The 26,283-nt window shown below is 66.3% G+C and carries 27 protein-coding genes; 20 read left to right on the top strand and 7 right to left on the bottom strand.

Going from position 1 to position 26,283, the window contains the following annotated elements; genetic code table 11:
• Window positions 1–113: 113 nt before the first annotated feature.
• The 14 genes from IPK69_04005 (at window position 114) to IPK69_03940 (ending at window position 13,960) form a co-directional block, all read left to right on the top strand.
• Window positions 114–644, top strand: coding sequence for a hypothetical protein (locus IPK69_04005; protein QQS09791.1), 531 nt, complete (start codon window positions 114–116; stop codon window positions 642–644).
• Between the two features lie 199 nt (window positions 645–843).
• Window positions 844–1,362, top strand: a complete 519-nt coding sequence (gene fliN, locus IPK69_04000; protein ID QQS09790.1) for a flagellar motor switch protein FliN — start codon at window positions 844–846, stop codon at window positions 1,360–1,362.
• An 11-nt stretch (window positions 1,363–1,373) separates the two neighbouring features.
• Complete coding sequence (locus tag IPK69_03995) at window positions 1,374–2,261, top strand: flagellar biosynthetic protein FliO (GenBank protein QQS09789.1); 888 nt, start codon at window positions 1,374–1,376, stop codon at window positions 2,259–2,261.
• A gap of 221 nt (window positions 2,262–2,482) precedes the next feature.
• Window positions 2,483–3,280 (top strand): flagellar type III secretion system pore protein FliP, encoded by a 798-nt coding sequence (gene fliP, locus IPK69_03990; protein QQS10416.1) that lies wholly within the window; start codon window positions 2,483–2,485, stop codon window positions 3,278–3,280.
• Between the two features lie 11 nt (window positions 3,281–3,291).
• A complete protein-coding gene (locus tag IPK69_03985; protein QQS09788.1) occupies window positions 3,292–3,558 on the top strand; it encodes a flagellar biosynthetic protein FliQ in 267 nt (88 codons plus the stop codon).
• Between the two features lie 21 nt (window positions 3,559–3,579).
• Window positions 3,580–4,386 carry a flagellar biosynthetic protein FliR gene (locus IPK69_03980; GenBank protein ID QQS09787.1) on the top strand — a complete coding sequence of 269 codons (807 nt, stop codon included), beginning with the start codon at window positions 3,580–3,582 and terminating at the stop codon, window positions 4,384–4,386.
• Window positions 4,387–4,398: 12 nt separating this feature from the next.
• Window positions 4,399–5,460 (top strand): flagellar biosynthesis protein FlhB, encoded by a 1,062-nt coding sequence (gene flhB, locus IPK69_03975; GenBank protein QQS09786.1) that lies wholly within the window; start codon window positions 4,399–4,401, stop codon window positions 5,458–5,460.
• Window positions 5,461–5,489: 29 nt separating this feature from the next.
• Complete coding sequence (gene flhA / locus IPK69_03970; protein ID QQS09785.1) at window positions 5,490–7,658, top strand: flagellar biosynthesis protein FlhA; 2,169 nt, start codon at window positions 5,490–5,492, stop codon at window positions 7,656–7,658.
• A gap of 148 nt (window positions 7,659–7,806) precedes the next feature.
• Window positions 7,807–9,384: a flagellar biosynthesis protein FlhF gene (gene flhF / locus IPK69_03965; GenBank protein ID QQS09784.1), complete on the top strand. Its 1,578-nt coding sequence runs from the start codon at window positions 7,807–7,809 to the stop codon at window positions 9,382–9,384.
• Window positions 9,381–10,463 (top strand): AAA family ATPase, encoded by a 1,083-nt coding sequence (locus IPK69_03960; protein ID QQS09783.1) that lies wholly within the window; start codon window positions 9,381–9,383, stop codon window positions 10,461–10,463. The genes flhF and IPK69_03960 overlap by 4 nt, the downstream gene beginning before the upstream one ends.
• Window positions 10,464–10,598: 135 nt before the next feature.
• Entirely contained in the window at window positions 10,599–10,889 is a 291-nt protein-coding gene (locus IPK69_03955; GenBank protein ID QQS09782.1) for a hypothetical protein, read from the top strand.
• 245 nt (window positions 10,890–11,134) lie between these two features.
• Entirely contained in the window at window positions 11,135–11,965 is an 831-nt protein-coding gene (locus tag IPK69_03950) for a FliA/WhiG family RNA polymerase sigma factor (protein QQS10415.1), read from the top strand.
• A 103-nt stretch (window positions 11,966–12,068) separates the two neighbouring features.
• Complete coding sequence (gene folK / locus IPK69_03945) at window positions 12,069–12,548, top strand: 2-amino-4-hydroxy-6-hydroxymethyldihydropteridine diphosphokinase (GenBank protein QQS09781.1); 480 nt, start codon at window positions 12,069–12,071, stop codon at window positions 12,546–12,548.
• An 8-nt stretch (window positions 12,549–12,556) separates the two neighbouring features.
• Window positions 12,557–13,960: a hypothetical protein gene (locus IPK69_03940; protein ID QQS09780.1), complete on the top strand. Its 1,404-nt coding sequence runs from the start codon at window positions 12,557–12,559 to the stop codon at window positions 13,958–13,960.
• A 73-nt stretch (window positions 13,961–14,033) separates the two neighbouring features.
• Here IPK69_03940 and IPK69_03935 read toward each other — a convergent pair whose 3' ends face one another.
• The 4 genes from IPK69_03935 to IPK69_03920 all read right to left on the bottom strand — a co-directional run bounded on the left by IPK69_03935 (window position 14,034) and on the right by IPK69_03920 (window position 17,974).
• Window positions 14,034–15,044 carry a tyrosine recombinase XerC gene (locus tag IPK69_03935; protein ID QQS09779.1) on the bottom strand — a complete coding sequence of 337 codons (1,011 nt, stop codon included), beginning with the start codon at window positions 15,042–15,044 and terminating at the stop codon, window positions 14,034–14,036.
• Window positions 15,045–15,270: 226 nt separating this feature from the next.
• Window positions 15,271–16,086, bottom strand: a complete 816-nt coding sequence (locus IPK69_03930; protein QQS09778.1) for a hypothetical protein — start codon at window positions 16,084–16,086, stop codon at window positions 15,271–15,273.
• A 134-nt stretch (window positions 16,087–16,220) separates the two neighbouring features.
• On the bottom strand, window positions 16,221–17,432 hold the full coding sequence (locus IPK69_03925) for a PD40 domain-containing protein (protein QQS09777.1): 1,212 nt from the start codon (window positions 17,430–17,432) through the stop codon (window positions 16,221–16,223).
• Between the two features lie 260 nt (window positions 17,433–17,692).
• Window positions 17,693–17,974, bottom strand: a complete 282-nt coding sequence (locus IPK69_03920; protein QQS09776.1) for a hypothetical protein — start codon at window positions 17,972–17,974, stop codon at window positions 17,693–17,695.
• A gap of 145 nt (window positions 17,975–18,119) precedes the next feature.
• On the opposite strand from IPK69_03920, the gene IPK69_03915 reads away from it, so the two are divergent.
• The 3 genes from IPK69_03915 to IPK69_03905 all read left to right on the top strand — a co-directional run bounded on the left by IPK69_03915 (window position 18,120) and on the right by IPK69_03905 (window position 20,680).
• A complete protein-coding gene (locus tag IPK69_03915) occupies window positions 18,120–18,761 on the top strand; it encodes a hypothetical protein (GenBank protein QQS09775.1) in 642 nt (213 codons plus the stop codon).
• A 57-nt stretch (window positions 18,762–18,818) separates the two neighbouring features.
• Window positions 18,819–19,376 carry an NADH-quinone oxidoreductase subunit C gene (locus IPK69_03910; GenBank protein ID QQS09774.1) on the top strand — a complete coding sequence of 186 codons (558 nt, stop codon included), beginning with the start codon at window positions 18,819–18,821 and terminating at the stop codon, window positions 19,374–19,376.
• A gap of 245 nt (window positions 19,377–19,621) precedes the next feature.
• A complete protein-coding gene (locus IPK69_03905; protein QQS09773.1) occupies window positions 19,622–20,680 on the top strand; it encodes an aminotransferase class I/II-fold pyridoxal phosphate-dependent enzyme in 1,059 nt (352 codons plus the stop codon).
• 6 nt (window positions 20,681–20,686) lie between these two features.
• Here the strand turns inward: IPK69_03905 and IPK69_03900 are convergent, their stop codons facing one another.
• The 3 genes from IPK69_03900 to IPK69_03890 all read right to left on the bottom strand — a co-directional run bounded on the left by IPK69_03900 (window position 20,687) and on the right by IPK69_03890 (window position 24,034).
• The gene (locus IPK69_03900) at window positions 20,687–21,355 is read right to left on the bottom strand and encodes a hypothetical protein (GenBank protein ID QQS09772.1); all 669 of its coding nucleotides are present in this window, start codon (window positions 21,353–21,355) and stop codon (window positions 20,687–20,689) included.
• Window positions 21,356–23,134 carry an L-aspartate oxidase gene (gene nadB, locus IPK69_03895; GenBank protein QQS09771.1) on the bottom strand — a complete coding sequence of 593 codons (1,779 nt, stop codon included), beginning with the start codon at window positions 23,132–23,134 and terminating at the stop codon, window positions 21,356–21,358.
• A 93-nt stretch (window positions 23,135–23,227) separates the two neighbouring features.
• A complete protein-coding gene (locus IPK69_03890) occupies window positions 23,228–24,034 on the bottom strand; it encodes a DinB family protein (protein ID QQS09770.1) in 807 nt (268 codons plus the stop codon).
• 99 nt (window positions 24,035–24,133) lie between these two features.
• Between IPK69_03890 and IPK69_03885 the strand changes: the two genes are divergently transcribed.
• The 3 genes from IPK69_03885 (at window position 24,134) to IPK69_03875 (ending at window position 26,252) form a co-directional block, all read left to right on the top strand.
• Entirely contained in the window at window positions 24,134–24,529 is a 396-nt protein-coding gene (locus IPK69_03885; protein ID QQS09769.1) for an acyl-CoA thioesterase, read from the top strand.
• 95 nt (window positions 24,530–24,624) lie between these two features.
• Window positions 24,625–25,665 carry an FAD-binding oxidoreductase gene (locus IPK69_03880; protein ID QQS09768.1) on the top strand — a complete coding sequence of 347 codons (1,041 nt, stop codon included), beginning with the start codon at window positions 24,625–24,627 and terminating at the stop codon, window positions 25,663–25,665.
• A complete protein-coding gene (locus IPK69_03875; protein QQS09767.1) occupies window positions 25,662–26,252 on the top strand; it encodes a phosphoribosylglycinamide formyltransferase in 591 nt (196 codons plus the stop codon). Before IPK69_03880 ends, IPK69_03875 begins: the two co-directional genes overlap by 4 nt.
• Window positions 26,253–26,283: the final 31 nt, after the last annotated feature.

Genomic DNA, 26,283 nt, shown 5'->3' with positions numbered 1-26,283 from the left:
GCCTATGCGGGTAATCCCCAGCCGCACACACTCACGCGCACTCATCTCGATCACCCCAAAGGCCGATCCCGCACACGTATGCCCGGCTCACACCGGCGCGCGTGGAGGGAGTCATGGCCGACGAGAAAGAAGCAAAGCAAGGCGGCGAGGGTGGCGAGGCCAAGAAGAAGCCCCCGATCAAGATGATCGCCGTGGTCGCTGTTGTCATGGTCCTCGAGGCCGTCGCCGTCTTCATGGTCGCCGGCATGACCGGCAAGCCTAAGGCCGCCGAGGCCGTCGTCGTCCATGGCGACGAGCACCCCGAAGAAAACCTGAGTGTCGAGGTCACGCTCCTCGAAGAGGAGTTCCAGACGCTCCAGGGCAGCCAGATCTGGATCTGGGACACGAACATGGTCCTCAAGGTGAAGGCCAAGGACCAGGAGTATGTCGAGGCCGAACTCGAGCGTCGCCACGCCGAGATCCGCGAGGCCATCGCCACCATGTTCCGCAAGGCCCAGCCCAACCAACTCAGAGAGCCAGGCTTCGAGACCATCAATCGCCAGGTCTCGGCGTATCTCGAAGACATCCTCGGCAAGGATGCCGAGGGCCACCCGCGCTTCGAGAAGGTGCTGATTCCCCGTTGCCGCGGATTCGGCGCGGGCTGATCCGAACGCCGACCATCCAATCTGATCATCTCAACGACGACAGCGCGCGAATCTTGCGCGTCGTTCTCGGACGTGGGCGACTCCTGCGCCAATTCTGGCGAATCGAGCAGTCGGGGTCCGATTGAGGTTGATCCATGGCGGAGGGTCCCTGTTGGACAGCCGCCATGCGCGCAAGGACTGCGCGAGACAGGAGGCCAGGATGGCCGACGAGAACATCATCCCGGGCGATCAGCCGCTCAGTGACGACACGCCCGACGAGAATGGTGGGAGCCAGCCCGCCAGCGACCAAGCCAATGACGACGCCCAGGCCGCGCTCGAGGCGGCACGCAACGCGATCTCCAGCCTTGGCGATCTCGCCTCCGACGCGACCGGATCGAGCGATGCCGCAGACCCCGCGGCCGGCGGCTCGCCCTTCGACCTTCCTCAGTTCTCGATGGGCGCCTCCCCCGAGCAGTCCCGCGCCATCACGCTGCTCTCCGACGTCAATCTCAATGTGAAGATCGAACTCGGTCGGACGCGGATGCTCGTCGAGGACGTGCTGAAACTCACCGAGGGCGCGGTCGTCGAACTCGACAAACTCGCCGGCGACCCCGTGGATGTCTACGTGAACGAGCGCCACGTCGCGCGGGGCGAGGTCCTTGTCCTCAACGACAACTTCTGCGTGCGCATCAACGAGATCCTCGAGGCGATCGACGCGCCCCAGGAGAAGGCGGGCTGAAAGGGGGGACGATGGGGACGCTGCACATCAAGCCGACCCGGCATCGAGTCTCCTGCTGGAGGCCGCGCGCGGTCCACGACCACGACGAGGCCGTTCGTGCCGCGCCCTCACGCCAGCGTCGATGGGCCGCCGTGATGCTCGGCCTGGGCCTCGCGCTCATGCTCCTCGCCTCGCGAGGTCTCGCCCAACCCGTGCCGACCGTCAACGATGCCAACGCCCGCCCGACGATCGATCCCGCGGCCCACGAGCGCGCCATGCCCCTCGGCTCGACGCCTCAGCCCGCCGCATCGAACGGTGCCTCGCCGTCACGCTCCACCGGAGAATGGGGCATCGTCCGAACCGTGTTGTCCCTCGCGGGCGTCGTCTCGTTCGCGCTCTTTGTCGGGGCCATTCTCCGAAAGGCCGCTCGCGCCCAAGGCGGGCTTCGCGCCTCGCTCGGGCCCGGTGGGCGCGCACCCTCGGGCGTGCTCGAAGTCCTCGGGCGCTATCCGATCTCGCGTGGCGTGACGCTCGTCCTGCTCCGCGTGGATCGGCGCGTGCTCCTCCTCAGCCAGTCGTCGAGCCGGCGCGCGGGCACCTCGATGAACACGCTCTGCGAGATCACCGACGCCGAGGATGTCGCCTCGCTCCTCGTCAAGGCCCGCGACGACGAGGGCGAGACGATGGCCCGAAGGTTCCAGGATCTCCTCGACCATCAGAATCGCCCCGAACTCGCGATCCCGCGCGATCCCGCGCCGGGCGAGGTGCAGCACTTCAACGCCGACGACGACATCGAGATCGTCGAGGCGCCATCACCCAGCGGGTTGGACGCCATCGGGCGCACCGTGGAACTCATCCGCGCCCGCATGAGCCGGCCCCAACACGCACGCCCCGCAGCAAAGCCGGAGGCCGTCGCGTGATCCGACGCGTTCTCCTCATCCTCGCCACGCTCCTCCTCGCGACCCCCGCGAACGCGCAGGATCTCCTCGGCCCGGCCTACCCAGGCGGCGATGTTCTCGCCGGTGGTGGGGGGGGTGGGGGGAGTCCGCTCTCTCAACTCGGTGGCCTCGCCGAGAAGTTCCTGAAGCAACCCGGATCCGATTCCATCACGCCCGCCGGCGGCCTCAACCCGCTCGAGGTGATGGCCGAGGCAGGCCAGGCCGTCAATGGTCGATCCTCGAGTGCCTCGTCAACCTCAGGCGACGACAAGAAGGGTGGCCTCTCCACCACGATCAACGTCATGCTCGTCCTGACGGTGATCTCTCTCGCGCCGTCCCTCATGCTCATGATGACGTGCTTCATGCGCGTCCTCATCGTGCTGGGGTTCTTGAAGCAAGCCCTCGGCACGCAGTCCATCCCGCCGCCCCAGGTCACGACGGCCCTCGCGCTCTTCGTCACCATGTTCGTCATGGCCCCGACCGTCCAGCGCATCGAGAAGGAAGCCCTCGAACCCTGGCGCTCCGGCGAGATTCGCGATTACAACAACCTCTGGGACAGCGCCAAGCAGCCCATCCGAGACTTCATGTTCAGCCAGATCGAGGCCAGCGGCAACTGGTCCAGCCTCTACATGCTCATGGAGCACCGCGGCAAGGACATCAGCCGCCCGGAGTTGCTCTCCCGCGCCGACGTGGACATGGTCGAACTCGTCCCGGGATACATGCTCAGCGAACTCAAGGTCGCCTTCCTCATGGGCTTCCGTGTCTACGTCCCCTTCCTCGTCATCGACATGGTCATCAGCACCATGCTCATCTCCATGAGCATGATGATGCTCCCGCCCGTCCTCGTCAGCCTCCCCTTCAAGGTCCTCCTCTTCGTCATGGTCGATGGCTGGACGCTCGTCGTGGGGAGCCTCATGAAGAGCATCTCGGGCCCGGCATCGCACGTGGCGCTGCTCGGCGACGGCGGCGCCACGTTTATGCAGTCCCTCGGTCTCGGATAGGAGTTCCGCGCGTGCACTATGACGAGACCACGATCGACCTCGTGCGACAGGCGCTGATCTTCACGCTCAAGATCGCCGCGCCCATCCTCCTCGCGGGTATCGTCGTCGGCCTGGGCATCAGCCTCGTGCAGTCCGTCACGTCGATCCAGGACCAGACGCTCAGCACCGTCCCGAAGATCATCGTGATGATCCTCGCCGCCGCCGTGCTCATCCCCTGGATCTCGCTCCGCCTCATCGAGTTCACCACGCAGTACCTCACGCTGAACCAGTCCCCCTAGTCGCTCTCTCGCGTTGCACCGATGGCATCCGCTGCATCCCAGATCGAGTTGGCCCTGGCGCATGCCGTGCCGTTCACCCTCGCGTCGTTCCGCGTGCTGGGGATCTTCGTCTTCGCTCCGATGCTCTCGAGCGTGATCATCCCCTCCAAGAACAAGGCGCTCTTGGGCATCATGCTCACCGCCGCGCTCTATCCCTCGCTCGATCTCCACATCACGCCCGCCCTCGCGGGGCGCATGGACGTCTTCTCCGCCGTCCCCGTCATTCTCGGCGAGACACTCATCGGCTTCGTCATCGGCGTCCTCGCGACGCTCCCCCTCGCCGCCCTCGAGATGAGCGGCGTGCTCATGGGCCAGCAGATGGGCCTGGGCCTCGCCCGAGTCTACAACCCCGAGGCCGACTACGACGTCGATGTCCTCGGGCAGTTGCTGTTCTACGTCGGCGCTGGAGTCTTCTTCGGCCTCGGCGGGCTTGACATCGTCATCGGCAGCGTCATCAACTCCTTCGACCGCGTCCCCCTGGGCGGCATCACCATCGGCCAGGCCCCGCTCGAGACGATCGTCGGCGTGCTCTCCTCGGGCTTCGAACTCGCGATGCAGGCCGCCGCCCCCGTCACCGCGATCATCCTGCTGCTCATCATCGTCTTCGGCGCGGTCTCCAAGACCATGCCCCAGATCAACATCATGTCCGTGGGGTTCACCGTGAAGATCATGGCGGGCGTCGCCATGACCGCGCTGGCGCTCTACGCCGTCCAGACCGCCGTGGGATCAAAGGTCCACGAGGCCCTCGCCCACGCAACGCACTGGGTCAACGACCTGGGCGAGCACTAATCCGGAGATACCTTGGCCGAAGATCTCGGAGACAAGACCGAAGCCCCAACCCCGCGACGCCTCGGCGAGGCACGCCAGAAAGGGCGCATCCCCAAGAGCACCGACCTCACCGCGGCGGTGGAACTCGGCGGCGCGCTCCTCATGCTCGCGCTCTTCGGCGGTTTCGCGATCCGGGCCGTCCTCGAGGTCTTCCGTCGCACCTTCGACGGTCTCCCATCCTCCGTCGACTCGACCACCATCTTCCCCTTCATAACCTTCGCTACGACACAGACGGCCCAGGCCCTCGCGCCCTTCCTCGCCATCACCATCGTCATCGCCGCTATCTCCCAGTTCGCCCAGGTCGGTTTCAACTTCTCCACCGACCCCCTCCAGCCCAACCTCGCGAAACTCAACCCCATCAAGGGTCTCTCCAACATCGTCGGCAAACGTGGCATCGCCAAGACCCTCGTCAACTCCCTCAAACTCTCGGGCGTCCTCACCGTTGCCACGCTGGTGCTCACCGGCGTCGTCGCGAGCATCGCGCGCCTCCCGCTCCTCGAACCCATCCAGGGCATGCACGCGATCGCCAAACTCGCCCTCGACCTCGCGCTCTGGCTCCTGCTCATCCTCGCGATCGTCGGCGTCGCCGATTACATCTACCAGCGCTGGCAGCACCACCAGGACCTCCGCATGACCAAGGCCGACGTCAAGGACGAACGCCGCGCCATGGAGGGCGATCCGCAGGTGAAGTCCCAGCGTTTCAAGATGGCCCAGAAGATCGCCCTGCAACGCATCAACCAGAACGTCCCCAAGGCCGATGTCATCGTGACGAACCCGACCCACTTCGCCGTCGCGATCCAGTACGACAGCGAGACGATGCGCGCCCCCAAGGTCGTCGCCAAGGGCGTCGATCACATGGCCATGCGCGTCCGCCAGGTCGCCGCGATCCATGGCGTCCCCATCGTCGAGCGCCCGCCCCTTGCGCGATCGCTCTACTTCAACGTCGACGTCGGCCACGAGATCCAGCCCGATCACTACCAGGCCGTCGCTGAGATCCTCGCCTTCGTCTACAGACTGGAGGAGCAGGCGGCCTGAATCTTCCGACCGCGCGCTACTGACCACCCATGCCACCCGTCGCCACCACAGCACGACTCCAAGGCCAGGGCCTCCCCCTGTGGCTCCTGAAACTCAAGGAGTACCGCAGCCTCATCCTGCCCATCGGCTTCGTGATGCTGCTCGCCGTGCTCGTGGTCCCGCTCCCGCCCGTCGTGCTCGACGTGCTCATCTCGCTGAACATCAGCCTGGGCATCATCATCCTGCTCACGACGATCTACATGGAGCAGCCGCTGGACTTCAGCGTCTTCCCCTCGCTCCTGCTCGTGACGACGCTGCTTCGACTCGTCCTCAACATCGCCTCCACACGCCTCATCCTTTCCGCCGACGCGACCTCGCCAGAGGACGCCGCCGACGCGGCGGGCAACGTCATCATGGCCTTCGGGCAGTTCGTCGCCGGCGATTCCATCGTCGTCGGTGTGGTCATCTTCTTCATCCTCTCCATCATCCAGTTCGTCGTCGTCACCAAGGGCGCGGGGCGCATCAGCGAGGTCGCCGCACGATTCACCCTCGACGCCATGCCCGGCAAGCAGATGGCGATCGACTCCGACCTCAACGCCGGCATCATCGACGAGAAGGAAGCCCGCCGCCGTCGCGAACGGATCTCCCAGGAGGCCGACTTCTTCGGCGCCATGGACGGTGCCAGCAAGTTCGTCCGTGGCGACGCCATCGCCGGCATCATCATCACCATCATCAACGTGCTGGGCGGCATGGCCGTCGGCATGCTCATGCGCGGTTGGGACATCGGCGCCACCGCCGCCGTCTACACCAAACTCACCATCGGCGACGGTCTCACCGCCCAACTCCCCTCCTTCATCATCTCCATCGCCTCCGCCCTCATCGTCACGCGATCAGGGTCCAAGGCCAACCTCGGCAGCGAGTTCACCGACCAGATCACCAGCCAGCCGCGAGGCCTCTACATCACCGCGGGCTTCCTCACGCTCATGGCCTTCACGCCCCTCCCCGCCACGCCGCTTCTCGCGACCGCCGCCGGCCTGGGCCTCCTCGGCTGGTCGCTCACCCGCACCCGCCGCGAGAAACTCGCCGCCGAGACCGACGAACACGCCGCGCCCCTCGGCAAGCCCGAGCCGCCTCCCGTCGAAACCCTCCTCAAGGTGGACACGCTCGAACTCGAGGTCAGTTACACCATCGTCCCGCTCGTCGACCAGGGCCAGGGCGGCGATCTCCTCGAGCGCATCTCCGCCGTCCGCCGCCAACTCGCGATCGAACTCGGGCTGGTCATGCCCCCCGTGCGCATCCGAGACAACATCCAACTCGCCGCCCACGAGTACCGCGTCAAGATCCGTGGCAACGCCGTCGCCAAGGGCGAGTCCCGCCCCGGGAAGTTCCTCGCCATGGACTCGGGAATTGCCTCAGGCCCCATCGAGGGCGAGCCGACCAAAGAACCCGCCTTCGGCCTCGACGCGTGGTGGATCTCTCCCTCCGCGCGATCACGCGCCGAGACGTTGAACTACACCGTCGTCGATCCCACCAGCGTCATCGCGACCCACATCACCGAGGTCGTGAAGCGCCACGCCGACGAACTCCTGACCCGTGATGAGGTCAACAACCTCATCGAGCAACTCAAGCAGAAGTCCCCCAAACTCGTCGAAGAGGCCATCCCTGCGATCATCAAGCCCATGGACCTCATGAAGGTCCTCCAGAATCTCCTCCGCGAGCGCGTCCCCATCCGCGACCTCGAGACCATCCTCGAAGCGCTCGCCGAATGGGGCCCCAAGACCAAGGACCTCGACGTCCTCACCGAATACGTCCGAAACGCCCTGCGCCGAACAATTTCCAACCAGTACGCCGTCCCCAGCGATCACGGCGGCCTTCGACTCCCCTGCGTCACCCTCGACCCGACGCTCGAGGACCAGATCGCCGGCTACATCGATCGCGGCAACGCAGGGACCGTCATCAGCATGCCCGCACGTGTCGCCACCGCCATCGCCACCCAGATCGCGAAGGCGCTCAAGACGGTCACCGACCTGGGCCATCATGCCGTCGTCATCGCCTCGCCCCAGGTCCGCGCCATCGTACGCCAGATTCTGGACCCTCACGTTCCCGGCGTCGCCGTGCTGGGGTACAACGAGGTCGCCACAGGCGTCGATGTCGAGTCGAGCGCGCTCGTGATGCCGCCCCAGGACGCCGCGCGCGCCACCACGGGGGCAGCCGCATGAATCGCTTTCCACTCGCGGAAATCTCCTCGCACGATCGATGCTCCGCTGATACACTGCACCTGTTCACGCGTACACCGCGCACGAACCCGAGAGGCATGGATGCCCCTCGTCCACATCCCGACACTCGCTCGCGCCACGGATGGCCCGGATGAATCTCAAGACCTATCGAGCACGATCGATGGCCGATGCCCTCGCCGAGGTGAAGAAAGACCTCGGCAAGGACGCCGTCATCCTCCACACCAGGACCTACAAGGTCGGCTCGGTCATGGGCCTGGGCGGCAAGACCGTTGTCGAGATCACCGCCTCCGATCAGGCCAGCGCCCGCCTCGCCCGGACGCAACGCGCCAACGCGCCATCCACCGCAGCCGCGGCGGGCACCGCCGCAAACCGTGCCGCATACGCGAACGCACGCACATCGGCCGCAGCGTCCCTATCGGGCGCGACCGCCATCGCCGACCGTGAAACGCCCAGCGATGAGTTCACGCCCTCCTCCTTCGCCTCGCTCCAGACCCGCCGTGCGGCCGCTCCACCAACACCACTCACTCACGAGCGTGCCGAAGCCTCGCCCACGGTTCGCGCGGGCGCACACGAGCAGTTCGTCGCCGCCCGCGCCCCGATCACTCGCACCGAACCGTCACCAACACCAGAACGCGCCCCGCATTCCCAAGTCCCGCCAACGCCATCCATCGCCGCCCCATCGCCCGCCCGGCGCGACGCCATCGCGATGCTCTCCACGCGAATCGCCCCCGCCCCCGACGCCAACTACTCCGCCCTCCAGGACGAACTCCTCTCCATCAAGCGCCTCGTCGGCCAGGTCCTTCACGCCACACGCCAGACCGCCGTCCACGTCGCCACCACGCCCAATCTCTCGCCACTCGGCGCGCTCTCCGATCCCCTGATGGCCTCGTACATGCGCCTGCAGGAGTCCGGCGTCCCCGCCGATCTCGTCGAGTCCATCATCGGCGGCGTGCGCGACGAACTCACCAGCGCCGAACTCGATGACGATGGCGTCGTCCGACAGAGCGTCCTCCGACGACTCGCCGCCCTCATCCCCGTCGTCGGCCAGACCACCAAAGGCGGCATGCAACGCGACGGGCGTCCCCTCACCATCGCCATGCTCGGCCCCACCGGCGTGGGCAAGACCACTACCATCGCCAAACTCGCCGCCACCTACAAACTCCGCCACGCCCAACGCGTCGGCCTGCTCACCTGCGACACCTACCGCATCGCCGCCGTCGAGCAACTCCGCACCTACGCCAACATCATCGGCCTTCCCCTCCGCGTCGTGAACTCCCCCGCCGAGATGGCCCAGGCACTCGACGCGATGACCGACTGCGACGTCATTCTCATCGACACCATGGGTCGCTCGCAGCACGACTCGGGCAAACTCACCGAACTCGCAAGACTCGTCGACGCCGCCCGCCCCCACGAGACGCATCTGGTTCTCTCCCTCGCCTCCGCCGAGCCCGTCATCCTCCGCACCATCGAGCAGTTCTCGAGGCTCCTCCCCACGCGCGTCCTCTTCACCAAACTCGACGAGGCCGTGAACCTCGGCGTGGTCGTCTCCTCCATGCGCGCCACACGCCTCCCCGTCGGCTACGTCACCACAGGCCAGGAGGTTCCCGACCAGATCGAGATCGCCGCCTCCGATCGCCTCGCACGCCACGTCCTCGATGGCGCTGCGAACGCCACCCTCACGATCGGAGGCGGGGGAGGCACGCCATGACCTCCATCTTCACCTCGACACTCGCAACCACCACCCCGATCGAGATCGATCCGCCGTCGAACGACGCGCCCCAGGATCAAGCGGCACGCCTCCGTGGCCTCATGCGCGCCACGCCGATCCACCAGCCCTCCACCCCCGACACCACAGCATCTCCCGCTCCCCAATCCGTCGCACCGCCACGCAACTCCATCAGCCCCGCGCCCGCGACACACCTCGCCCCCATCCTCGCCATCTCCTCGGGCAAAGGCGGCGTCGGCAAGACCACCCTCGCCGTCAACCTCACCCTCGCCCTCGCGTCCACAGGCCGGCGCGTCGCCCTCATCGACGCCGACATGGGCATGGCCAACGCCGATGTCCTCCTCGGCGTCTCGCCGACTCGCAGACTCGAGTGCGCCCTCCTCGCCAGCCACGACGATCCAATCGCCGGCGCCGAGACCCTCCGCTCCATCGCGATTCCATGCGCGCCCAACGCCTGGCTCATCCCCGGTTCGGTCGGCGTTCGGCGCATGGCGGCCCTCGGACTCGCCGAACGCGACGCCCTCCTCGCCTCCATCTTCGCCTTGCGCGCGCACTACGACGCGATCGTCATCGACACCGGCGCCGGCATGAGCCCCTGCGTCCTCTCCATGGTCGACGCCGCCGATCATGCCGTTATCGTCGCCACGCCCGAACCGACGTCGATCGCCGACGCCTACGCGCTCCTCAAGGCCGTCGCCCACCGCGCCGCCATGTCCGACGATCGCCCGCCCGGAATCTCGCTGCTGGTGAACCAGGTCGATTCCACGGACGAGGGCGAGGCGGTCCATCGACGCATCGCCGGCGTTGCGCGACGGTTCCTCGATGTCGATCTGCCCTGCTCGGGTCATGTCCGCCGCGATGAGGCCGTGCTCGCCTCCGTGCGCGCGCGACAGCCGTTCATCCTGCGCACACAAGCCACCCCGGCCACGCAGGATGTGCGTCGCCTCGCGCAGGTTCTGGCATCGACCTTGCGAATCGATCGACCGCTCGCCACCACGCGCGAGCCGCGTGGGTTCTGGCCCTTTGGACGCCGCTCCAGGCGCCACGCCGACGCGTCATAAGTCCTTCACACGGCACAATCTGCGCGATTCTGCCGGGTTTTCGTGAATCGGGGTCGATCTCCAGCCGATCCTGAGCGTCAAGGCGACGTGCGCCCGGCGTCCACCGCACCGATCACACCCAAAGAGGAACCACGAGTGGGTAACCCAGTGCGGACCATCGCCTCGATGCTCGGCCTCGCGGGGTTCATCGTCGCCCTCCTCTCGGGGATGCTCGTCGGCAACGACGCCACCAGCACACTCGTCCGCGCGCTCCTCGCCATGATCGTTTGTCAACTGGTCGGGATCGTTCTGGGCGCGATCGGCAAGTCGGTCATCGACGACCATCTCAACGCTCGTCAGGCCGCGCGTGCCGCGGTCGCGCCGGTTGGTGTCAGCGACGAACCCATCATCGAAGTCTCACCCGTGGAAGAGTCCGAATCTGCATGAAATTTTGCAAAATAGATCTACGCATCGAGCCGCGACTCGGTATACTGCTCCCAACTCGCGTGCATGGATTGCACGCGGGCACGCATGGAGTCGTGTGCCGGCCGCGAATCGATCGCGGGCAGTGACAGGATCCCCGGATGGGGAGTGCATGTGGGAATAGGTCGCAAGACCAATGCCCACATGACGGTCACTGCAAGTAGGTCAAGGAGAGGACCATGTCCGTCGTCAAACTTTCTCGTGGTGCCATGAGGCATGGTCGCTTCGCCGCGCGCCATGCCGAGCCGTCGAAAACGCCGAGCAAGTACGACTCGGTCCCCATCAACGACGTCTGGAAGAAGTACCAGAAGACCCACGACGAGGGCATCCGCAACTATCTCGTCGAGAAGTTCCTCCCGCTCGTTCGTTACAACGCCGAGCGCATCCACCAGCGCCTCCCCGACGAGGTCGATGTCGAGGACCTCATGTCCGTCGGTGTTTTCGGGCTGATGGACGCCATCGACGCCTTCGATCTCGCCCGAAAGGTCAAGTTCGAGACCTACTGCGCCCCGCGCATCCGCGGCGCCATCCTCGACGAACTCCGCTCCATGGACTGGGTCCCGCGCCTCGTCCGTCACCGTAGCGCCAAGGTCGATCAGGCCCGCCAGGCGATCGAGAAGGCCACCGGCCAGCCCGCCACCGAGGAGCAGGTCGCCAAATCGCTCGGCCTTCCCCTCGAGGAATACGACAAACTCAAGAAGGACTCCGCCGCCGTCAGCACGCGAAGCCTCACCCAGCGCTGCTTCACCTCCGACTCGGGGCGTGACGTCCGCGAGATCGACGTGATCCGCGACGAGACCCAGAGCAACCCGCTGGGCGATCTCCAGCGCCGCGACCTCCGCGACCTCATCACCAAGGGCCTCTCGAGGGCCGAGCGCCTCATCGTCATCCTCTACTACTACGAGGCCATGACGATGAAGGAGATCGGCGCCACCCTCGACCTCTCCGAGAGCCGCGTCAGCCAGATGCACAGCTCCATCCTCGCCCGCCTCAAGGCCCAGATGCGCTTCCGTATGGGCGAACTCGAGTCCGGCGAATAAGCAATCTCCCCAACACAAAGACCTCTCGCGAGCCGGGCCACCACCCGGCTCGCGGTGTTTCCGTGATCCACCATTCGAGTGACCTTCGCTACGATCGTCACCGATGTCCCGTGCCGCGATCGCTCTTGGCTCCAATCTCCCCAGCGTCTTTGGCTCCAAGGACGAGACACTCCATCAGGCCACGCTCGCGATCCATCGACTGCCCGCCACGCGCGTCATCGCGCGCTCGGCCTTCCACTCGACCGATCCCGTGGGGCTTCTCGATCAGCCGCAGTTCCTCAACGCCGCGGTGATCGTCGAGACCTCGCTCACGCCCCACGAGCTCCTCGGCACGCTCCTGGGAATCGAGGCCGCCTTCGGTCGCGATCGCGAGCAGACCCTCCGCAACGGCCCACGCCCGCTCGATCTCGATCTGCTCACCTACGACGACCTGATCTTGTCCGAGCCCTCGCTCACGCTCCCGCATCCGCGCCTCCACGAGCGGGCGTTCGTGCTCGTGCCCCTCGCCGAGATCGCGCCCGATATGCGAATCCCGGGGAGGAACGCCAGCGTGCGCGAGTGCCTCGCCGCGTTGCACACGTAGAGTTCTCCATGCCCGTGCGACTCCATCGTCTTTCTCTCGCCTTCGCGGCAGCAATCATCACGTCGTGCACCACGCTGGCACGACCTCAACCCGCCGATCAGCCCGCACCAGAACCGAAATCGGACGCGCCGGACGAGACCAAGGCCGCAACCACGCTCACGCCAGAGCAGGTCCTCGCCTCGCTCCAGGCGGCGTATCGCGCCGGCCCGACCGCCGAGCGCGTCAACCTCAAACTCATGCGCCCCAACCAGCCCGATCGACTCACCTCGATCCTCGTCCGTCTCGATCCCGGCACGCCCGACACCATCGATCCGTCGCTCGCGCGAGCGCCCTCGATCCGCCTCGAACTCGAGCGCATCCAGGTCTGGATGGACACGACCTCGCTGCGCGCGATCAGTCGCCTGAGCGCCCGCCACGGCTACGAGCACGCACGATCCTCGCGTGTCGATGCCGCCGCCGTGCGCGAGGCCATGCCCCCCGTCCCCATCCCACAGATCAACTGGGCGCTCGCCGATGGCACTCACGCGGGCGACGACGCGATCCTCCCGCCGTTCGCTCTGCACGCCGCATGGACCGCGAGCGAGCCCGCCGATCGCAATCAGATCGCGCTCATCGGCACAACGCCAGCCCCATCCAACGGCATCATCCAACTCCGACTCGTCGTGGACACCCGAACCTGGCGCGCCCGCGCGCTCTCGCTCTCCTGGCCCGACGCTCGAACCCTCGAACTCTCGATCATCCCCATGCCGATCACCGATCCCTCGACGTGGGGCATCGATCTCTCAGGACGGACACGTGTCGAGTCCCTCGCCGCTCTTGAACGGACGCGCGCCGAGATCGAACCGGGCGATCCGTTTCCCGCGATCACGATCTTCACGCCCGACCTCGCCGCGTGGAATATCACGCAAGCACTCGCCGCCCTCACAGGATCCACACCCGATTCCGGCCCGACGCACGCGTGCCTCGTCCTCTTCCGCACCGACCAGCCGACGAGAGCGCGCGAGATCCATCAGGACGCGACCGCCGCCGTCGAGGGCGCGATGGGTGTGATCGATCAGATGTGGGACGCGAGCAAAGGCCCGAAACCGACATTGGTCGTGCGTGCCGTCGGTGTGATGGGCCTCGACCCCTTCGACCCCGAGAAACTCCACGCCGACTCGATGAAGTGGTGGGATGGGCTCCCCGCCGCCGATCGCCGCGACGAGCAGATCCCGCTCTGGTCCACCGCCGGCTGGCGCGCCATCGAACGTCTCGACGCCTCGAGCAACGTCACCACAGTCGTCATCAACGCCCAGAACAAGATCGTCGGCGTGCTCCCCTCCGACGGCTGGACGAGCGGACCGGCTCGCTGGTATGCGTCCTTGCGCGACATCCTCGCGAGCGGTCAGGGAACAATGCCGCCAAGTCCTTGAGGACTCCAAAAACGCAGAGAGCCTGTCTTGGACAGGCCCTCGATGCGTCCCACTTGGAATGTTCGTGACCCGATCAACTCGCCTGGGCGCGAGGATGGGCCTTGTTGTACGAGTCCTGCACGCGCTGGTTGCTCAGGTGCGTGTAGACCTGGGTCGTGCTGAGCGACTGGTGCCCCAGGAGTTCCTGGACGCTGCGCAGGTCGGCGCCGTTGTCCAGGAGGTGCGTCGCGAAACTGTGCCGCAGCGTGTGCGGGCTGATCGTCGGGTCGAGCCCGACCTGCTTGAGATACTTGTCCAACTTGCGCCGGACTGATCTCGAACTCAGGCGTGCGCCGTGCTTGTTCAAGAAGAGGGGCAGGTTCGACGGGTTGTCGCGGACCATCGGGCCAAAGCGAGAGTCCGTGCGGAGCATCTCGAAGTAGCGCTGCACCGAGGCGAGCGCGTGGGCGCCGAGCGGCACGATCCGCTCCTTCTTGCCCTTGCCACGAACCTTCAGGGCCTCGCCCGTGAGATCGAGATCGGCGACGTTGAGCGCCACCAACTCGCTGACTCGGATGCCCGTGGAATACAGCGTCTCGAGCATCGCGCGGTCGCGACGACCCAGCACGTCGGCATCGCTCGGGGCGGCCAGCAACTGCTCGATCTGCTCGATGGTGACGGCCTTGGGAAGTCGCTTGCCCTGACGCGGCGTGCGGATCGCGGTCATCGGATTGCCCGCGCAGTAGCCGCGGCGATCGGCCCACTTATAGAAGGAACGCAGCGTGGCGATCTTGCGCGCCATCGTCGCGGCCGAGTACTGGTTCGAGCCCAGGTGAGTCAGGAACTCGCGGATGGAGTCGGCGTTGGCGCCGCAGATCGCCTGGGTGATCGTGGTGATCGGGGCGCTGCCGAAGGAGCCCTTGTTCTCCTGGGCCTTCTGCATCGCCTGGCGCTCGGTGCCCGGGTTGATCGTGATGGAGTGCTTGCTCTCGAGGAACTCGATGTACTGGCGAAGGTCCGCGCCATAGCAACGGGCCGTGTACGGGCTGAAATGGCGCTCGTCCGCCAGATAGGTCGTGAATCCCTCGGTAATCGGTAGCGTCATGGGCCAGACTCCCAACAGGCTTGTGGCGTTCCATCGCCCCAGAGGCCCAAACTCGTCGTCACTCGCCGGCCCGGACCACACAGGTCCGCATACCGACGAGGCTCTCATCGGCGGTTTTCAACGCCCGATAGAGCCGGATTTCTCTTCACTCGAAACTTCACCAAAGACCAAGGGAAAACACCGGCTTTTTCATGTGACCCCGTGGTCACCTAATTACACGAAATGCTCACGGCCCTTCCCGACCCTCGGGAACGTCCGCATATCTATCGCTCCTGGATGCACTTGGGTTCATTTCGCCCGCATGCCGGACCTGGGCCAATCGCGACCATTCCGACCGGAGCAGCTCTTCCACGGCCTTGTGGCAGGCAAACTGGCTGTACAACGCCATGCTTTTGGTGTATCGCCTCCAGCCCAGGGCCGAGTCATCGTCGCTCCGGCCTGTGGCGTACCGGCGGAGGTCCATCAGGACCTGGTGGTTCTTGGCGTCGAGGATCATCGAAGCCGTGGATTGCGGGCGATCGGAGAAGACCCGGCCATTGGCGGTCGGTTCGGTGGCGGCGCCTTCCAGGATCCAGGGTTTGAGCGGCTCGCCGCCCCCCGCCCCGGGGCTGCCGGGCCTGGCGAAGAGGGCGAGCGACAGGCCGAGCGTCGGCGTGTAGGGGTCGTACGCGGTCAATGTTCCAACGACGATTCCGTCGACACCCATGGCCGCCCCAAGTCGGCGGGCATCGCCGGGCGTGCGAACCGCGGGCATCTCCAAGGCCCTCATCGCATCGAGTGTCCGATTCAGCGGCACGCAGCGCAAACCTTGCGCTTCCTCGATGGCCTGCACGAGCGTGTCGCCCATGTCCAGCGGGTTCACGAGGGTCGTGCCCGATTCATTGGTTGGTGGGACGACGGCCCAGAGGACCTCGCGCAGGGAGCCATAGGGCGAGAGCGTGATCTCGGGCGCGGTCAGTTTGGATTTTGGCGCGCACGCGTAGGGCAGGACGCACGAGATCGCGAAGGCCGCGATCAACGGTCTGAGTGTGGAACGGCTCATGGGCCTCCTTGCCCCCATCTCCTGGCGGTGTCGCCGGGGTGGGCCGGATGTGGGAATGTTCATCCCTTCATCGGCAAGGTTGAATCGGCGGCTGCTCGTTTCCAAGCCGCGCGCCGTCGAAAAGTCGTCACTCGTTACTGGTGGCTCGCCGGGACCTCGCCGTCGTTTGGCTCGGGGGTGTTGGCGACCCGGGCGTTCCCCGGGTGTTCATAGCCCGTGGCGGCGAGCAGGGCAGAGCGCATGTCCATGGACCAGATGCTCTCGCGGCCCTCGCGATTGCTCACGAAGAAGAGGCGGTGGTTGACGCTCCAGGTAGGCATGAGCGAGGCGCCCGGGCCCGAGGCCAACTGAACCTTGTTCGAGCCGTCCACACCGACCATCCACATCGTGCCCTTGGTCGGGAAGACCGAGGCGCGGCTGGTGGGGGTGTCGGGGGTGATGGCGGGGACCTCGGCGTAGGCGATCCACTGCCCGTCGGGGCTCCAGGTGGGGTTGATCAGGGCGGTGTCTGAACTCGAGGCGATCTCGGACTTGCTGGTGACCTGGCCGTCGGTGTACTCGAGGGTCCACAGGCCGAAGGTGCGCTTGCCGCGTTCGCGACCGAGTTGGTAGAGGATGAGATCGCCGCCGGTCGAGCCGGTGCCGGCGACGGGGGCCCACTGGGGGAAGAGCCCGTAGCCGATGAAGTTTGCGGTGGCGGAGTTGGAGGCGTCGGTGACCCACATCTCCCAGCGGCGGCTGGCCTCGCCCATGCGTGAGAAGGTCAGTTTCGTGCCGTCGGGCGACCACGAGGGGTGGAGTTCGTCGGCGGGATCGCTGGTGACCTGGACGGCGCGGCCGCCGGTGCTGGGCATGACGTAGATGTCCCAGTTGCCGGAGCGATTGCTGGCGAAGGCGATGCGCTGCCCATCGGGGCTGACGGCGGGCATGGCGTCGTCGGCGGGGTCGCTGGTGAGTTGGGTCATGACCTGCCCATCGGCGCGCTTCACGTAGATGTCGGCAGTGGGGCGGTGGCGCGTGCTGGCGAAGACGATGTGCTCGCCATCGGGGGTGACGCAGGGGTCAAAGTCGGCGCCTTCCTGGGCGATGGTGACGCGGGTGACTCCCGGCGCGGGCGGCTCGGGCTCGCGCTGGGCGTTCATCGCGGAACCGGTGGACTCGCGGCTCTGCGGGGCATTGACCGAAGACGGAGCGTCGGCGTTCTGAGCCACGACCGCAGACGACTTGGGGCTGGTCCGAGAGAAGGGTCCATTCACCGGGCCTTGGTTGGCGCAGCCGGCGAGCAGAACAAGAGCGGCGGTGCTCGTCAGACACGACACGCTCCGGAAGGAGGCCAGAGTTCCCATCGATCGATCTCCCACGCCTCGTGTGCTGGCCCGCCGGCTCCACGCGTCGCCAGGCCGCGCCCGAGAGGTTCCGCCCTCCGGACGCCGAGCACACGACCAGAGACGCCCCGACTCCGCGCGAAAGCGCGATGGATGGCGGGCACACTGGCGTGGGTGTCATCGGACGCAGTATTGGAGGGTGTGAGGCGTCCGCCCCTATCCGGGCAAGAGTGGGGGCGCACAATCTCCCGAGGCGGAAGGGTCCGCTCAGATTGGCAGCGTTATCCCACCCGCGCGCTGCTTATCGCGCTCTCGCCGTCGGCGGGGCGCCAGACGGCGGTCCTCCCGCGTGGGACGGCGAGGGATTCGAGGTGGGCGAGATACGCGGCGAGGTCGCGCCTCGAAAATCGTGAGAGGAACTCGGGCTTCGCGGAGGGGTTGAGGTCTCGGATGCGATCGCGAAGGGTTGATTCGGAGGTTTCGGCCTCGCGACGTTGGGCCTCATCATTCTCGGACGAGGACGAGGGCGCAGCGAACACCCACGGCAGTTGGACGTTGTCCATAGCGCAGAACACCTCGGCAGGGCGGCAGGGCCTTGGCAGGCAACACAGCAGATTGGCATTCGGCTCCGCCAACGGAACGCGCGTGCTCCGACGCGACGGGATATACCGCAGGCGGCGTGCCAAACGGTCGGTACGATCCGGCGAGATGAGCGAAGAGACTCTGAGAAGACGTGAGCATGCGGGCATGTGCGCGATCGATCCCGACGCGATGAACGCGGGGCAACGAGGGGCGATCCGGCGTGGAGGGGACTTGGTGGCGTGGGTGTCGGGCGTCAACCTGCTTGGCGAGGCGTTCGATCCACACGAGTTTGATCGTGATCGCAAAGCAGCGGGTGATGGGACTCCGGTGGTGATCCGTAGCGGGTGGGTTGAGGACGGGTCGAGGCCGGCGTGGATGCCCGCGAGCCGCGGGCGCTTTCGTGAGCGATGCGAGGCGATGGAGGACTTCGGCGGCGAGTGGTGGATCTGGCCAAGGTGGGACCACGTGCTGTCGGACGTGCCCTCGGTGCAGACGTTCTTCCGCGAGCGGTCGGCCGAGAAGACGCGGTGGGGGTTGGTCCTCGATGTGATGGGCCTGCTCTCGGAAGAGATGCGTGGCGGAGCGGCGATGGACCACGTCGAACGAATCGTCTTGGCGCTTGGGATGCATCCGGCGCTGCGTGGTGTGATCCTGCCGGGTCAGGACGGCACGAGTGGCAACCATGTCCCCCTGGAGCAAGAGATTCACAAGAGGCTTGTTCGGGACGTGGCGGGCGATGTGGCGTGGATCGAGGCCACCGGAGCGTGACGGCGCGGCTCGTGCCCGCGACTACACTTGGCGGCACACTACCGACGGAGGCCTTGCATGTCCACGCGAGTCGAACTCGATCACCCCACGCTCAAGGTCATCAAAGAGGCCTTCCCCCAGACGAAGTTCCGGGCGAGCGAGTTCCGCGGGCAGACGACGCTGGTCGTCGAGCCGAAGGACCTGCACGAGGTGATGGCGTTCCTCAAAAACGACTCGCGGACGCAGTACACGTTCCTGTCGGATGTCGTGGGCGTGGACTATCTCGAGTATCCCACGACGATGCCCGGGCGGTTCGCGGTGGTGTATGTGCTGATCAGCATGCCTCGGGACGACCGGTTCTTTGTGAAGACGTTCCTGGAGCCGTCGATGCCGACGATTGGGGCGGATCGAGATCCGGCGCTGACTGTCGATACGGTGACGGACCTGTGGGCGGGGGCGGAGTGGATGGAACGCGAGGTCTACGACATGTTCGGGATCTCGTTCAGAAACCACCCGGACCTGCGCCGGATTCTGTTGTGGGAGGCGTATCCGGGCTTTCCGCTGCGGAAGGACTATCCCTTGCGCGGTCGTGGCGAGCGGGAGTCGTATCGCGTGGTCGATCGCACAACGACGTGAACGCCGAACGCAGGGGAAGCGAACACAGAGGACGCGGAGGGGAAGAGAGGGAGACAGAGCCGAAGGATGTATTCTGGTGATGACTCGCTTTGGGGTGATTGTGGTGGATGCATCTCATGTTTCCCGCTCCTATGGCACTCGCGTTTGTCCCGAGGCATTTCCACTCACTCCCGGTCTCCCTTGCCGACGACTCCTGTGCCGAACGAGCATCTCTCGCTGTCCTTTCGTGACACGTATCCTCGCGTATGGCGAACACTCCGATCATCGATCTTCGCAGCGACACCGTGACGCGCCCCACGCCCGCGATGCGTGAGGCGATCGCTCGTGCCGTCGTTGGTGATGATGTCCTTGGCGACGACCCCACGGTCCTTGCTCTCCAGGAGCGTGTTGCGGCGATGTTCGGGAAGGACGCCGCGTGCTTTGTGCCCACGGGGACGATGGCGAACCAGACGGCCATCCGCGCACACACCGAGCCGGGCGACGAGATCATCGCTCACGAGGGGAGCCACATCATTCACTACGAGACGGGGGCCCCGGCGGCGCTCTCGGGGTGCATGATTCGTCCGCTCGCGGGGGCGGGCGGGCTGTTCGACACGGCCGACGTCGAGGCCGCCATCCGTCAGGACTCAATCCACTTTCCACACTCGCGACTGCTCGTGATCGAGAACACGCACAACCGAGGCGGCGGCACGGTCTGGCCCCTGGCCCAGGTCGAACGCGTCGTCGCCCATGCTCGCGAACGAGGGCTCCGCACCCATCTCGATGGCGCTCGACTCTGGAATGCGTGTGCCGCGACGGGGCACGCGCCCAGGGACTACGCCCGGCACTTTGACACGATTTCAGCCTGTTTTTCGAAGGGGCTCGGCTGCCCCGCCGGCTCGATCGTCGTGGGTTCACGCGACACCATCGCTCGCGTTGCCCGCTTCCGCAAGATGTTCGGCGGCACGATGCGCCAGTCCGGCGTGCTCGCGGCCGCGGCGATCTTCGCGCTCGATCACCATGTCGAGCGCCTCAAGGACGACCACGCCAACGCAAAGCATTTCGCCCAGAGTCTTGGCACGATCTCCGGCCTTCGACTCGCGCCCGATCAGCAGTCCCTGGGCGTCCAGAGCAACATGGTCTTCATCGATCTTGACCCTGCACTGGCCTTCGATGCTCAGACACTGAGCAGTCGCCTTAAGGAGCGTGGCGTGTTGATTCTTCCCGTCGCGCCGCAGAGGCTCCGGGCCGTCTGCCATCTTGACGTCAATCGCGACGCGATCGATCGGGCGATCACGATTCTCCGCGACGCCATCCGAGCGTGACTCGCATCACCATTCGTCGCCCGGCGACGTGAACCAGCAGAGGCGATACTCCATCCGCCCGTCCACCATCTCGCGCACGACGTCCACGCCGTTCCACACGAGCGGGTTTCCCTTGGTGTCGCGGCTTTGGCGCTCGGGCAGTACCAGCCGGATCACGCCGCCCTTTCCGTCGGGCCCGAAGACCGATTTCATCATGACGCCGGGTGTGGCCTCGCCCATTGGCATGGCGCGGAAGAGTGCGTAGAGGTCTCGCTCGTGCTCCACGAGGAGGTCGAACGCCTCTCGCGGGTCGCGGCGTGTTCGGTCGCACTCCTCCCGCACGCGTTTCGAGAGGACCTGATCGACGAAGAGTGCCGCGTCGTTGGCCTGCAGGGTCTTCGCGACGTGGATCAGGAGATGCCGGGGTGTCGCGGCGTGGAGGTGCCTGGTGCCGTCTGGGTCCTTGGTCACCAGTTGTCCGTCGGGCAGGCCGTGCGCCGTTGCGAGGCTAGAGCTTCCTCCCGGGCCGGTCACTGTCATCCCCGCCTGTGAGCCATCGAGCCCGCCGAGCAAGGGGTGGTACTTCACCACGCGGATCTCGCGCTCGCAGCCGCCCGTGAGCGTGAGCGAGACGATCCACACGACGAGCGACATGCGCGTGGTGGCCAGGCGTGCGAACGTACGCTTCGCGTTCACTCACGCCTCCCCGCCGCGCACCGTGGCGTGGCTCGTCATGGTTTCGCTTCTCGTTGTGCGGGTTTGCGTGTTGATCGATCGGATCGCCTGCGCGACGATCTGCGATCGGCCGCGTCGGGAGAGATCGTGGGCCGCGAACTCCTCGCGGGGTGAGGTGAAGTCGAGGCGCGCGTGGCAGCCTCGGGACTCCTCTCGCCAGAGCGCGGATCGCGCGACCTGGGCGCCGACGAGCAGCAGGTTCTGGGCCTCCCACCCGCCCGGCTCATCGAATATTTTGTCGAGCGTGTACCGCGCCCAGAAGTCGAGCATCTCGGAGACATCGCCCAACTTCGCGCCCGTGCGTTCCACGCCCACGTTGCGCCACATCGCCGACCGCACGCTCGATCGCACGTCGGAGAGGTCGATCTCGCCGTGGTCGCTCGGGCGGATGTCGCTCACGACCGAGACGGGCGCGGGCCTTGCCGGCACGCCCCAGCCGTTGCGCAGTCCGTTTGTGCCACTCCCACCGGCGCGCATCTCCTCGGCGATCGTTCCTGTCCGTTCGCCGAAGACCAGGCCCTCGAGGAGCGAGTTGCTCGCCAGCCGGTTCGCGCCGTGCAGCCCGCTCGAGGCCGCCTCGCCGATTGCATACAGACCCGGCACGTCCGTCCTGCCGAAAGCGTCGGTCATCACGCCGCCGACCATGTAGTGCATCGCGGGGTGCACGGGGATGAGATCCATCGCGGGGTCGAGGTCGAATCGCTTCAGCACGCCCGTGATCCCTGGGAACCTCGACGCAAAGTTCGTGATGTGCCGGCAGTCGAGCCAGACGTGCCGGCCGCCCTGCTTGGCGATCTGGCGCACGATCGCCTGGCTGACCACATCTCGCGGCGCCAGTTCTGCCAGCGGGTGGACGTCGGTCATGAACCGATGTTCCGACGCGTCGAGCAGGTGCGCCCCTTCGCCGCGCACGGCCTCGCTGATCAGGGCGCGACTCGCCCCCGGCACATACAGCGTCGTGGGATGGAACTGCACGAAGGCCATGTCGCGCAGCGTTGCCCCCGCGCGATACGCCATCGCGATCCCGTCCGCCGTCGCCGCGAGTGGATTGCTCGTCTCGCGATAGAGGACGCCCGCTCCGCCCGTTGCGAGGATCGTCGCCTTCGCCCAGATCACCTGCAGGCCGTGCTTGGGATGGTGGGTGATCGCACCCATGACCGGCGCGCCCACCTCGCCCGTCGGCGTGATCAGGTCCAGCGCGAAGCACCGCTCGAATATCCGCAGGCGATCCTTTCCGACCTTTCGCGCCCGCTCCAGGAGGCATCGCTCGAGTTCCTTCCCAGTCGAGTCGCCCCCCGCGTGGAGGATCCGTGACGCCGAGTGCCCGCCCTCGCGCCCCAGCGAGATTGCGCCGGCCGAGTCCCGATCGAACCGCATCCCCCACGAGACGAGTTCGTTCAGGCGTTCCTTCGCCCCACGGACGACCAACTCGACGACGTCACGCTCGCTAAGCCCCGCGCCGGTTGTGAGCGTGTCCTCCGCGTGAGCATCCGGCGAATCGGCGCCGTTCAAGACGCCCGCGATGCCGCCCTGCGCCCAGGCCGTATTGGTCTGTCCGAAATCGCCCTTGGCGAGCAGGATGGTTTCGCCGTGTGCGCTCGCGGCGACCGCCGCCCGCAAGCCCGCGACGCCGCCGCCGATTACGAGGGTGTCCGTGAAGATCTGGGGCAACAGCGTGGATCGAAACGGGATCAGATACCGACGTTGGTCGAAGATCGTGTCCAAATCGCGTCGCTCCACGCCCGTTGTTTCGACTCACACTCGCAGTCCTGCTCGCCGTGTCCTGCTGGTCCACTCTTGGTGGCACCGTTCTCCAGAGCGGTGTCTGGCCACTCACCCCCGCGCACACCCACACCCGGGCCCGCACGACTCCTTCTTCGGCCCACCCGCCGTGGCCCCTGCGGGCTCTTCTCGGCGGAGGATCTCGCTCCCCACCAGCCGATCGAGTTTCAGTCCCAGGAACCGCGCGTGGTGCTCGAGGTGCCACGTCGCGTAGGCCAGGATCCGCTTGAGGCTCTGCTCGCCGCGCTGCTCGTGCAGGCCCACGCGTGTGAACGCCTGCGCCGGCAGCGACATCAGCCACATCCCGTGCCACTGCCTCAGCGTGTGCACGACGGCAATGAAGCCGCCCAGGGCCTGCGAGACTCGCGAACGCTCCGTCTCTGCGTCACCTCGGCGCGTCCCATCGGTGAGCCCATACACGTTTGAGTCGATGAACGCGTTCTCGTCCCACGTCTGCAGCATGGGCCGATCCTCGCCCACGACGCGGCGCATCCGCGAGACAAAGACCAGTTCCGCGTCGGCGATATGTCCCAGGAGCACGCGCACCGGCCATTGCCCCACGCCACCTTCGGGGAGGAAGGCCGTGTCCATCTGCGACTCGGTCAGCATGAAGACACGCCGGTCGTAGTTCTCGACGCCGCGCCGGTACCGCGCGATCAACTCGGGCGTTGCGAGGCGCTCGAAGTCTTCGACGGTCGTGGGCAGGCTCACCTCGGCCTCGCAGCACCCGGTCGAGACAACGCCTTTGTGTCGTGTGTCGCCATTCTGTGCCTTCCCGCCGCAGCAACCCCCGCCGTGCCCGCCGCAGCACCCTTGCCCGTTCTTCGCATGCCCGTTTGTCGTGTTGTGATCGCCCATGTCCACTCCTTCACCGCCACTCGTGTCGCCCGCGATTCGCGGGCTTCGCGACTGCCCAACCACTGTAGTTCGCCCCCCGCCGCGCTACGGTTTCCCACTATGACCGATCTCCCCACACCGCCCCACCTTGCCCTTCGCGTCATCACCATGCCGAAGGACACGAATCAATACGGCACGATCTTCGGCGGGGTCATCCTCTCCTACATCGACCAGGCCGGATTCGTCGAGGCCCGACGCCACGGCGTGCACCGTTGGGTCACCGCCTCCCTTGACCGAGTCGATTTCAAAGCCCCCGTGCACCTGGGCGACACGGTGAACTTTTACACCCGCACCGAGCGCGCCGGCACGAAGTCGGTGACCATCTCGATCGCCGTCGAGGCCGAACGCTTTACCACCGGCGAAACGATCCCCGTCACCACCGCGACGATCACCCTCGTCGCTGTCAACGCCGAGGGCATGCCCATTCCCTTCCGGAACCCACCGACCGTCTCGTGACCCGCTCGAAACAAACTCGTGGAGCGGCGTCCTGTCTCCGCCTTCCACTTCTACAGGTTGTTCTTTCAACGTCACATCACGCCCAAGTCACCATCATGCCCACTCCAGTCCTCATCCTCGGCTCCGGCGTCGTCGGGCTCACCTCGGCCATCCGACTCCTCGAAGCCGGCCACCCCGTCACGATTGTCCACGATCGCCCACTCAGCGAGGGGCCGAGCATCGTCGCCCCTGCACTCTTCACGCCCTATCAGGGACCACCCCACGACACTCTTGTCCGATGGATCGAGGAATCACTTCGTTCGTTGCGAGCCATCGAGCGATCGGCGGGTTCAAGCGTTCATCCAAGTGGTGGGCACTCTGCGGGTATCCACACCGCTCCCGTCCGTTGGTACAAGTTCTCCAAGGACTCCCCCGCGGATGGCCCGTGGGAGCACCTGCTCAACGAGCGCCCCATTCCCGTTCCGCCGAACGTCCCCGTCGCCGCGATCCTCGAGACCGATCGCCCGCACATCGACACGACGCGGTACCTCCCCTGGCTCCACGCCCGGGCGACTTCTCTCGGCGCCCGTTTCGTGATGGAGCGTGTCACCGCCTTTGATCAACTGTTCGATCGTGGCGCGCGCGTCATCATCAACTGCGCCGGTCTCGGCAGCCGCGAACTGGCCCGCGATCCCCGCGTCCGGCCTGTCCGCGGCATTATCGCCCGGCTTCCCAATCACCTACGCCTCACGCGTGGCGTCCATGACGACTCGCCGGGCGGCCTTGTGACCTACGTCTTCGTCTATCCCACCCACCTTGCGATCGGCAGTGTATTTCAACTCGACGACTGGAATGCCGCCATTACCGCCAAAGAGTTCGAGCCGATCTTTGACCGGGCTCGCCGCCTCCTCGGGTACGACGGCATCGCCAATGCCAATGACCTCTCACCGCGCGATGCCACCTTCCACATCGCTCTTCGGCCCGCGCGCGTCCGCGATGGCGCCGGCGAGGACTTCACCTTCGAGGACATCCGCCTGGAACTCGAGCGCACCTCTCGCGGACCCATCATCCATAACTATGGGCACGGGCGCATGGGCATCTCCCTTTCGTGGGGCACGGCCCGCGACGCCCTGGAACTCGTAAGGTCGCTCCAATGACCACGAGCGACACACACACGCCACGCCGCGCCCTCCCGCGTCTCGGCGTCTTCATCTCCGGCGGCGGGCGAACGCTCCTCAACATCCACGATCACATCCAGCGTGGCACGCTCCGCGCCGAGATCGTCCTTGTGGTCGCGTCCTCTGAATGCCCCGGCGCCGCCCGTGCCCGCGAGCGTGGCCTCCACGTCGAGATCCACGCGGGGCATCTCACGCCCGAATCCCTCGACGCGATCCTCGCCCAGACGAATCCCGACTGGATCGTCCTCGCCGGGTATCTCAAGAAACTTCCCATCCTACCGAGATACCGCGGCAGGGTCGTCAACATCCATCCGGCCCTGCTCCCCAAGTTTGGCGGGCACGGGCTCCATGGTCTGCGCGTCCACAAGGCCGTCCTCGACGCCCGGGAATCGATCTCCGGTTGCACGGTCCACCTCGCCGACGACGACTACGACACCGGGCCCATCATCCTTCAGAGGACGTGCCCCGTGCTTCCAGGCGACACGCCCGAGACGCTCGCCGCGAGAGTCTTCGAGTGCGAACGCGAGGCGTATCCGCAGGCCCTTGCGAAACTGCTCGCCTCCTGATCAACAACACGCACTTCCCGCATCGTCTTGA

The sequence above is a fragment of the Phycisphaerales bacterium genome (assembly GCA_016699835.1).
Taxonomy (GTDB): Bacteria; Planctomycetota; Phycisphaerae; order Phycisphaerales; family UBA1924.
The sequence above is the reverse complement of the archived record's forward strand: the minus strand, read 5'-3'. Positions and strand labels throughout refer to the sequence as shown.